Source organism: Neisseria sp. P0001.S005, assembly GCF_051963715.1.
Genome location: NZ_JBQCTZ010000163.1, coordinates 1 through 7,593, shown reverse-complemented (window position 1 = coordinate 7,593; position 7,593 = coordinate 1). Strand labels below are relative to the sequence as shown.

The window sequence follows — 7,593 nt, the reverse complement described above, 5'->3', positions numbered from 1 at the left end:
ACCCATGGACTGTCCTTATCACCCAACTGACGGCCTTTTTCGTATACACGGACAAATCGGGAATTTTTCTTCCGACCAACATAGAACGTCTTACCTGTGCCGTCTTCTTTACGCCATGCTGACCCGACTGTCTCGGACTTCGGGCGCATATTGTGATTGTCGAAAAAGCCGTTATCGTGATCTAACATTGCCTGATCAGGTGTGTAGCTTCCATCAAAAAAATCCAATGCCAAATCGATTCGGGTTATTCTTGGTCGGACGGCGTTTTCCAAAAACTGCCTCATCCTTGCTTCCCAACCCGCTTGCGCGAGATTGCACCCGACGCCTTTCAGCTCAATCAAAACGGTATCCCGCTGGCCGCCATAATGGACTTCTCCATAATCCACATCTTCCGATCCGAGCCGGTACATGGATTCATAAAACTTGTTACCTTTGGACTTGCATTTTCGGGTAATGCCGAAACCTAAAATTTCTTCTAACTTCCTGCTCAAGACGTACATGTATTCAGTATCAGATACCAACGGACATCCGGCGATTTTTACCAATGTGTCTTCATGGAATGTTATAGAAAGCCAGTCTATGAAAACGCCGTCCTGTATGCCCCGCCTTTGCGGAACTTCAATCAGTTTCCCCCGCTCATCCGTGATGAAATGTGAGAAATATTCTATTTGGCTCATCTGCTCCCCTCTTTTGGAATTTCGGGGCTTTGATTTTTGCTCCCCCCCTGTTAGTCAAGGGGGGGGGGGCTTTCTGCCGCTTCCCGTCTGCCGCGCTGACGCGCGCCCGACGGTCTGCGACCGAAAGCCCTTCATTCCGACAAACTATTAAAGAACAATAAATGGCGAACCGTCCGAAGTTAAAATGACAGGATAGTGAGAGCCTGCCGAATCTATTTTTTTCAGCGTTTCCAACAAATCTGGAAACGTTTCTTGCGTTTCCAGTTCATGGGCTTTTCCTACTTGGAATCGGTAAAAGCACAAAACACATGAATTTTTTAATTTGAATATTCGCCAGTAAGACGAACTGAAAATAATATTTGCTGACATAAAAAAGCCCCTTTCACTTGGCTAATGAAAGGGGGTTGTTAAGTTTGGTTAATTGCCCCTTTCACGGGGCGTAATATATAAGGCCGTCTGAAAATCCGTTTCAGACGGCCTTTTTGTTGCCGGCCATATGGACGGCTTTGTTTCACGATTCCACACAATATGGTAATCTTGAGCCGATTTTCACCATACATCCGAAAGGAACATCATGAGCCTGATTATTGAAGACTTGCAAGAAGGCCACGGCAAAGAAGCCGTCAAAGGCAAAGAAATCACCGTACATTACACCGGCTGGTTGGAAGACGGTACCAAATTCGACTCTAGCCTCGACCGCCGTCAACCGCTGACCATCACTCTGGGCGTCGGCCAAGTAATTAAAGGTTGGGACGAAGGCTTCGGCGGCATGAAAGAAGGCGGCAAACGCAAGCTGACCATTCCTTCCGAAATGGGCTACGGCGCACACGGTGCCGGCGGCGTGATTCCTCCGCACGCGACTTTGATTTTTGAAGTCGAGCTGCTGAAAGTGTATGAATAAGCATTTGACGCTTCAAAAGACCGAGGCCGTCTGAAACCCGAAGTTTGGTTTTTCAGACGGCCTGTTTTTATCAAGATTCGGTATAATGCCCTCTTTTACAAGCAAACCATTTCCCAAGGAACCCCCATGCTTTTACCCGAACAAGTCAAAACCCTGATTGAAGGTGTTACCCCTTGCGAACACGTCGAAGTCGAAGGCGACGGCCATCACTTCTTCGCCGTAATCGTTTCCTCCTCATTTGAAGGCAAAGCCCGCCTCGCCCGCCACCGCCTGATTAAAGACGGCCTCAAGCCGCAACTCGAAAGTAACGAATTGCACGCGCTGTCTATTTCCGTTGCCGCCACTCCGGCCGAATGGGCGGCCAAACAGGCTTAATTTGGAATCAAACAAAAGGCCGTCTGAAAACTTTTCAGACGGCCTTTTTCATACATTTCAATCAGCGCAGGCAATCGATACAAACGACAAACCGCATTCGTCAACACACAATCGCGGTGTCAACCCTACCGCCACAACCGCCAAACTAGCCCTGCCGTTTCGGGAAAAACTGCACCACGTTCTCCCCTTGCGGCAACATCAATTTCTTCACGGCATGGCCGTACACAGTTTCAAGCGTGATGTTCAGACGGCCTTCGTTGGCAAAAATCTTATCCACACATTCCTTGGCCGCTTGCGGATTGCTGAACTTCAACGCATTCCACAATCCCAAGGTTTCCATGTCCTGCCAAAACGTCCCGGCTTTTTTATAGCTCAACTCAAGCTTCGCCGTGTCGGTTACCGGATCGTAAAAGCCGTTGTCGGCAAGCATATCGCCCAAGTCATGCATATCAATCAGCGTGGGCGCTTCGCATTCGATGCCTTCATGGTTCAGACGGCCTGTCAGTTCGCTCAGGCTGTCGCGGCCAAAGTGCGTAAAAAACAATAATCCGTCGGTTTTCAAAGCAGCGGCCCAGTTTTTCAATACCGGCAAAATATCGTCGGCGCGGCTGAGGCTGAGGTTGGCCCACAACATATCGGCGGATGCTTCGGGCAGCGGCGCGGTCAGGGCTTGGCAATGCTGCGGAATGGTTTTGCCGGTCAGCTTCTGCCAAAAACCGCCTTTGCGCGCGGCGGCGGCGGTTTTCAAAAAATCGGCATTCGGATCGTATTCTTTAAACACGGCATCGGGATAACGCGCGGCCAGCAGGCTGCGGCTGATGTCGGCATCGGCACCAATCAGCATGATGCGTTTGGGTGCATTGCGGACCAGCTGCAGGCGCTCGTCGGTGTCTTGGGCGAGATGGCGGTGAATCTGCCAGCGTTTGTCTTGTTCGGTCATGGTGGGTCGTGTCAGCGGGCTTTGCCCGACAATAATCTTATGGTTTAAGGCTGTTTCAGACGGCCTTTTCGACAAAATTGCGGTAGGTTTCGGCAAACTCGTCGGCATGGCTTAAAAAGGGCGCGTGTGCGGCTTTGTCGATAAGGACCAGCTCGCTGTCACTCAAATGGCGGTGTAAATATTCGCCCATGCGCGGCGGCGTGATGGCGTCTTTCTGTCCAAACACCAGCAATGACGGCGTTTGAATAAGCGGCAACAACGGACGCGCGTCGGCATGGTTGACCGCTTCAAGCGCGGCCTGTAAGGCGGAAGGCGTGCCGCAGCGCGCCAAATCAGGTAACACCCGGTTTAAGATTTCGCCGGAATGCCGCGTGTGCAGCAGTTGCAGCTGTAGAAACTGTTTAATATGTTTGGCATAATCCTGCTGGAATGCGCCGACCATCTTGCCCAAGGCAGGTTGCGCCAAGCCTTCGGGATAATCCGTGTCGGCAGTCAATCGGGCAAAGCTTGCCGTCAGGCAGAGCGATTGGATTTTGTCGGGATAAAGCGCGGTCAAATACAGGGCAACCAGTCCGCCCAGAGACCAGCCGAGAATGTGTGCCGGCGTGTCGATTTGTCCGGCGAAGGCTTCGGCAACGGCGGCAATATCAAACGGTTCGGCAAAAGGCGCATCGCCGTGTCCGGGCAAATCAAGCGCGCGGACGTCCCAATCGGCAGGCAGGCGCGGTATCAAATCGTCAAATACATGGCGGTTCGCCGCCCAACCGTGTATCAGATAAACTTTTTTGGCGGAGTGTGGCATGAATGTTCTTTCTTGGTGGCGCAGTTTGAAACAGCTCAATGCGCGACGTTGCGTATTATGCCACGATTCCGTTTCGGACGGCCTTTGCCGAGGCTGCGCAAACGATTTGACGGAATATTTTATCGACGCGGCACAAAGCTGCCCTTTGTGTTTCCGCCATGTCGCGGGCGGGGCAGTGTGCGGCAGTTGTCAGAAAAAGCCGCCCGCATTTGATAGAATGTGGGCCTCGCTGTATTACGAACCGCCCGTCAGCAGCATGATACGCGAGCTGAAACACTTGGCCGATTTGGGCATGAGCCGTCCGTTGGCGGATTTGATGTGCCAAAACGCACCGGACTGGCTGGCGACGGAACACTTCGATTTCGTCCTGCCCATGCCTTTGAGCAAAGAGCGGCGGCTCAAACGCGGATTCAACCAAAGCGAGGCGTTGACGGATATTTTGGCGAAACGCTACGGCTGGACGCTGCTGCCGCGCCACGCGGTTTTCAGACGGCATGGCGAGCCGCAAAGTACGCTGAAAAGCGACGAACGTCGGCAAAATATCAAGAATGCATTTAAAATCAAAGCCGAATTGCCGAAGGCGTGTAATATTCTGTTAATTGATGATGTCTTCACCACCGGCTCGACTTTAAACGAATTGGCGAAAACGCTGAAAAAATCAGGCGCAGGTAAGATTTTTTGCTGGAGTTTGGCGCGGCCGCCAATGAAAAAATAGCTTAAAGTTTTTGACACCCATGGAACATTTCGGCATTATGCCACTCTATAAGTGATTGATTTATATGTTTACCATAGTTTTGTACCAACCCGAAATCCCGCCCAATACGGGCAATATTATCCGCCTGTGCGCCAATACCGGTGCTGATTTGCACTTGGTCAAGCCGCTTGGTTTCCCTCTGGATTCGTCCAAAATGAAGCGTGCGGGCTTGGATTATCACGAGTTTGCCAAACTGACGGTACATGAGAATTTCGAAGACTGCCTCAAGGCACTCGAAGGCCGCCGCATTTTCGCACTGACCACCAAAGGCTCTACCCGCCCCGACGAAGTTTCCTTCCGCGAAGGCGACGTGTTGCTGTTTGGTCCCGAAACACGCGGCCTGCCTGCCGAAGTTCTCGACAGCCTGCCTGCCGGACAAAAAATCCGCCTGCCGATGATGCCCGACAGCAGGAGCATGAATCTTTCCAATACCGTCGCCGTTATTCTGTTTGAAGCATGGCGACAAAACGGTTTTGCCGGCGGCGTATAATAGGCCGTCTGAAACCGCTGCGTTATCAACTCAAGAACGGAACCCGTTTTGACTTTTACTAAAAAAACCCTCCTTTCCTTAGCCGCCGCCACCATTGGCGTCCTTTCCATCAATGCCGCCGTTGCCGACAGCGTGGTCCGAGTCGAAAAACTGCATCCTTCTGCCAACCGCAGTTACAAAGTTGCCGGCAAACGCTACACGCCGCTGACCAAAGTTTCCTCTTTCAGCCAAACCGGCAAAGCCTCATGGTACGGCAACCAATTCCACGGCCGTAAAACTTCCAGCGGCGAGCGTTACAATATGAACGCCCTCTCCGCCGCCCACAAAACCCTCCCTATTCCCAGCTACGCACGCGTGACCAATATGCAAAACGGCAAAAGCGTCATCGTCCGTGTCAACGACCGCGGCCCTTTCCACGGCAACCGCGTCATCGATGTTTCCAAAGCCGCCGCCCAACAATTAGGTTTCATCAACCAAGGCTCGGCCAACGTCAAAGTTGAACAAATCATCCCCGGCCAAACCGCCGCTCAAACCATTATTTCCCCAAACAACAAAGAATTTTTTGTTGATTTGAAATCTTTCGGTACCCAACGCGAAGCACAGGCTTATCTGAACCAAGCCGCACAAAGCCTGCCGTCGGACAGTAAAGTCATGCTTGAAAAACGCAACTACGAATACGTTGTCAAAATGGGGCCGTTCAGCAGCCAAGAACGTGCTGCCGAAGCAGGCGAACGCGCCCGTCATCTGAACCTGGCATCCGCCATCTGATTTCGTCCGCGTTACCGCTGAAGTTTGATACAATACAAGGCCGTCTGAAACCCGATTACAAGGTTTCAGACGGCCTTTTTTAATCACAGGGGAACACCATGATCAGCAGGCTCACAGGCAAATTGATTGAGAAAAATCCGCCGCAGGTCGTTATCGACGTCAACGGCGTCGGTTATGAAGCCGACGTTTCCATGCAGACTTTCTACAACCTGCCCCCCGTTGGCGAAACCGTCCATCTCTACACCCAGCTTGTCGTCCGCGAAGACGCGCATTTGCTGTTTGGTTTCGCCTCAGCCGAGGAACGCGCCACCTTCCGCCAACTGGTCAAAGTCAGCGGCATCGGTGCCAAAACCGCATTGGGCATTTTGTCGGCCATGAATGCCGACGAGCTGGCGCAATCCATTGCCGAAGAAGACGTCAAACGCCTCTCCTCCGCCCCCGGCATCGGCAAAAAAACCGCCGAACGCATGGTGTTGGAACTGCGCGGCAAACTCGTGTCCCATACTGTTTCAGACGGCCTGTTTGCCCCTGATGCCGTTGCCGACGAAAGCCAAGACATCATCAACACCCTGCTTGCCCTCGGCTACAACGAACGCGAAGCCAAAGCCGCCACCAAAGGCATTCCCAATGGCACGGAAGTTGGCGAAGGCGTGCGCCTGGCCTTGAAAAACCTGCTCAAATAAGGCCGTCTGAAACATGAAGGCATTGGCACTGAGCGTCACCCTCTTGCTGAGCGCGTGCGTCTATACCGAGACTCCGTATGGGCGCACCGCCGTCTTGGACCTGCCCGTCCACTCGCAAACCACTGTCAACAAAACCGTGACCATCAACGCCCCGCCGGGAACAACCGTCATTTACCAAGACAGCGAACCCGTCCGCAATTACCCGGCCTATCCCGTTTATCCCCGCCAGGTTTATCGTTATCGATAAACAACGCTGACCGTTTGAAACCATAGGTTCAGACGGCCTGTTGAGAGACCAACCATGAAATACATCCTTCCCCTGCTTTTACTCCTGAGCGCCTGCACACCGGACACCAAGACCACGGATGCCGCATCCGCCCCCAAAACACACGGCTTTGCACACCGCCTGACCGAAGGCGAAAAACTGCTGACCCAAGCCCTCATCAAACAAGACCTTGCCGCCTACTTCAAACACGAAACCGGCGGCGCATTTGCCGAACAAGCCCCATTATTCTCGGCCCAGCAACTTGCCGAACAGAAAAACATCCCTAAAAACGATGCCATCGGCGTTTACGGCAAAATCATCAAAACCCAAGGCCGCACTGCCTGGCTGCAAACCGACAAGCAAACCCTCAAACTCGATTTGGCCGAACCGCTGCAAGAAGCAGAAGGCGAAGTTACCCTTGTCTGCCAACACGAAAACACCGCATTCCAAGACTGCCAAACAGAAGAAAACTTCGCCCGACGCTTTACCGAACAAATCTTCTCGGCGGTCGAGTCCGGACGCGTATCCGCCCAAACAGACGCACCGGCCGAAGAAATCATGGCCGGCCGCCTCATCCCGTTTTTGAGTGCCGCCAGCGACTTTACCGGCAACTTCAAAGCCTGCGCCACCACCATGACCGAATACTGCACCAGCCGCCTGGCACGCGAAATGCCCGAATCCGCAGTCCGCAAAAAAGCACAGGAATTGGGTTTGACCGAAATAGCATTTAAAAAGAAAAAATAAATATTTAGGCCGTCTGAACCCTATGGCGGCTGTGTTATAATCCGCACCTCATACAGGTCGGACAGACAGTCGCCGCGTATCGCGTAAGGCATACGGGGAGGAAAGTCCGGGCTCCATAGAGCAGAATGCCGGCTAACGGCCGGGCGCGGCAACGCGACGGAAAGTGGAACAGAAAGCAATACCGCCGATGATTG

Annotated in this window: 11 protein-coding genes; 8 read left to right on the top strand and 3 right to left on the bottom strand. The window is 52.7% G+C overall.

The window, feature by feature from the left end; translation table 11 throughout:
• Positions 1–677: replication initiation factor domain-containing protein (locus tag ACTHSP_RS15435; protein ID WP_440346392.1), on the bottom strand; the 677-nt coding region annotated here is incomplete at its 3' end.
• A gap of 571 nt (positions 678–1,248) precedes the next feature.
• Between ACTHSP_RS15435 and ACTHSP_RS15430 the strand changes: the two genes are divergently transcribed.
• Both ACTHSP_RS15430 and ACTHSP_RS15425 read left to right on the top strand, forming a co-directional pair.
• Positions 1,249–1,578, top strand: coding sequence for an FKBP-type peptidyl-prolyl cis-trans isomerase (locus tag ACTHSP_RS15430; RefSeq protein WP_094192864.1), 330 nt, complete (start codon positions 1,249–1,251; stop codon positions 1,576–1,578).
• A gap of 126 nt (positions 1,579–1,704) precedes the next feature.
• Positions 1,705–1,953 (top strand): BolA family protein, encoded by a 249-nt coding sequence (locus ACTHSP_RS15425; RefSeq protein WP_003686612.1) that lies wholly within the window; start codon positions 1,705–1,707, stop codon positions 1,951–1,953.
• A 145-nt stretch (positions 1,954–2,098) separates the two neighbouring features.
• Here ACTHSP_RS15425 and ACTHSP_RS15420 read toward each other — a convergent pair whose 3' ends face one another.
• A complete protein-coding gene (locus tag ACTHSP_RS15420; protein WP_440346393.1) occupies positions 2,099–2,893 on the bottom strand; it encodes a class I SAM-dependent methyltransferase in 795 nt (264 codons plus the stop codon).
• Positions 2,894–2,948: 55 nt separating this feature from the next.
• Positions 2,949–3,695 carry a pimeloyl-ACP methyl ester esterase BioH gene (gene bioH, locus ACTHSP_RS15415; protein ID WP_440346391.1) on the bottom strand — a complete coding sequence of 249 codons (747 nt, stop codon included), beginning with the start codon at positions 3,693–3,695 and terminating at the stop codon, positions 2,949–2,951.
• Here bioH and ACTHSP_RS15410 point away from each other — a divergent pair.
• The 6 genes from ACTHSP_RS15410 to ACTHSP_RS15385 all read left to right on the top strand — a co-directional run bounded on the left by ACTHSP_RS15410 (position 3,694) and on the right by ACTHSP_RS15385 (position 7,399).
• Positions 3,694–4,410: a ComF family protein gene (locus tag ACTHSP_RS15410; protein ID WP_440346390.1), complete on the top strand. Its 717-nt coding sequence runs from the start codon at positions 3,694–3,696 to the stop codon at positions 4,408–4,410. The two genes, bioH and ACTHSP_RS15410, sit on opposite strands and share 2 nt — an antisense overlap.
• 64 nt (positions 4,411–4,474) lie before the next feature.
• The gene (gene trmL / locus ACTHSP_RS15405) at positions 4,475–4,939 is read left to right on the top strand and encodes a tRNA (uridine(34)/cytosine(34)/5-carboxymethylaminomethyluridine(34)-2'-O)-methyltransferase TrmL (protein WP_049329344.1); all 465 of its coding nucleotides are present in this window, start codon (positions 4,475–4,477) and stop codon (positions 4,937–4,939) included.
• 48 nt (positions 4,940–4,987) lie between these two features.
• Positions 4,988–5,707, top strand: a complete 720-nt coding sequence (locus ACTHSP_RS15400) for a septal ring lytic transglycosylase RlpA family protein (RefSeq protein ID WP_308904908.1) — start codon at positions 4,988–4,990, stop codon at positions 5,705–5,707.
• 98 nt (positions 5,708–5,805) lie between these two features.
• A complete protein-coding gene (ruvA, locus tag ACTHSP_RS15395) occupies positions 5,806–6,390 on the top strand; it encodes a Holliday junction branch migration protein RuvA (RefSeq protein WP_440346389.1) in 585 nt (194 codons plus the stop codon).
• Between the two features lie 13 nt (positions 6,391–6,403).
• Complete coding sequence (locus ACTHSP_RS15390; RefSeq protein ID WP_070631522.1) at positions 6,404–6,637, top strand: methionine-binding protein; 234 nt, start codon at positions 6,404–6,406, stop codon at positions 6,635–6,637.
• A 54-nt stretch (positions 6,638–6,691) separates the two neighbouring features.
• Positions 6,692–7,399 carry a hypothetical protein gene (locus tag ACTHSP_RS15385; RefSeq protein WP_049322988.1) on the top strand — a complete coding sequence of 236 codons (708 nt, stop codon included), beginning with the start codon at positions 6,692–6,694 and terminating at the stop codon, positions 7,397–7,399.
• Positions 7,400–7,593 lie beyond the last annotated feature (194 nt).

What these genes read in the sequence shown, in the direction of transcription:
- ACTHSP_RS15410 (WP_440346390.1), top strand. Translation starts at nt 3,694, where the DNA reads ATGAATGTTCTTTCTTGGTGGCGCAGTTTGAAACAGCTCAATGCGCGA.
- ruvA (WP_440346389.1), top strand. Translation starts at nt 5,806, where the DNA reads ATGATCAGCAGGCTCACAGGCAAATTGATTGAGAAAAATCCGCCGCAG.
- ACTHSP_RS15425 (WP_003686612.1), top strand. Translation starts at nt 1,705, where the DNA reads ATGCTTTTACCCGAACAAGTCAAAACCCTGATTGAAGGTGTTACCCCT.
- ACTHSP_RS15385 (WP_049322988.1), top strand. Translation starts at nt 6,692, where the DNA reads ATGAAATACATCCTTCCCCTGCTTTTACTCCTGAGCGCCTGCACACCG.
- ACTHSP_RS15390 (WP_070631522.1), top strand. Translation starts at nt 6,404, where the DNA reads ATGAAGGCATTGGCACTGAGCGTCACCCTCTTGCTGAGCGCGTGCGTC.
- trmL (WP_049329344.1), top strand. Translation starts at nt 4,475, where the DNA reads ATGTTTACCATAGTTTTGTACCAACCCGAAATCCCGCCCAATACGGGC.
- bioH (WP_440346391.1), bottom strand. Translation starts at nt 3,695, where the DNA reads ATGCCACACTCCGCCAAAAAAGTTTATCTGATACACGGTTGGGCGGCG.
- ACTHSP_RS15420 (WP_440346393.1), bottom strand. Translation starts at nt 2,893, where the DNA reads ATGACCGAACAAGACAAACGCTGGCAGATTCACCGCCATCTCGCCCAA.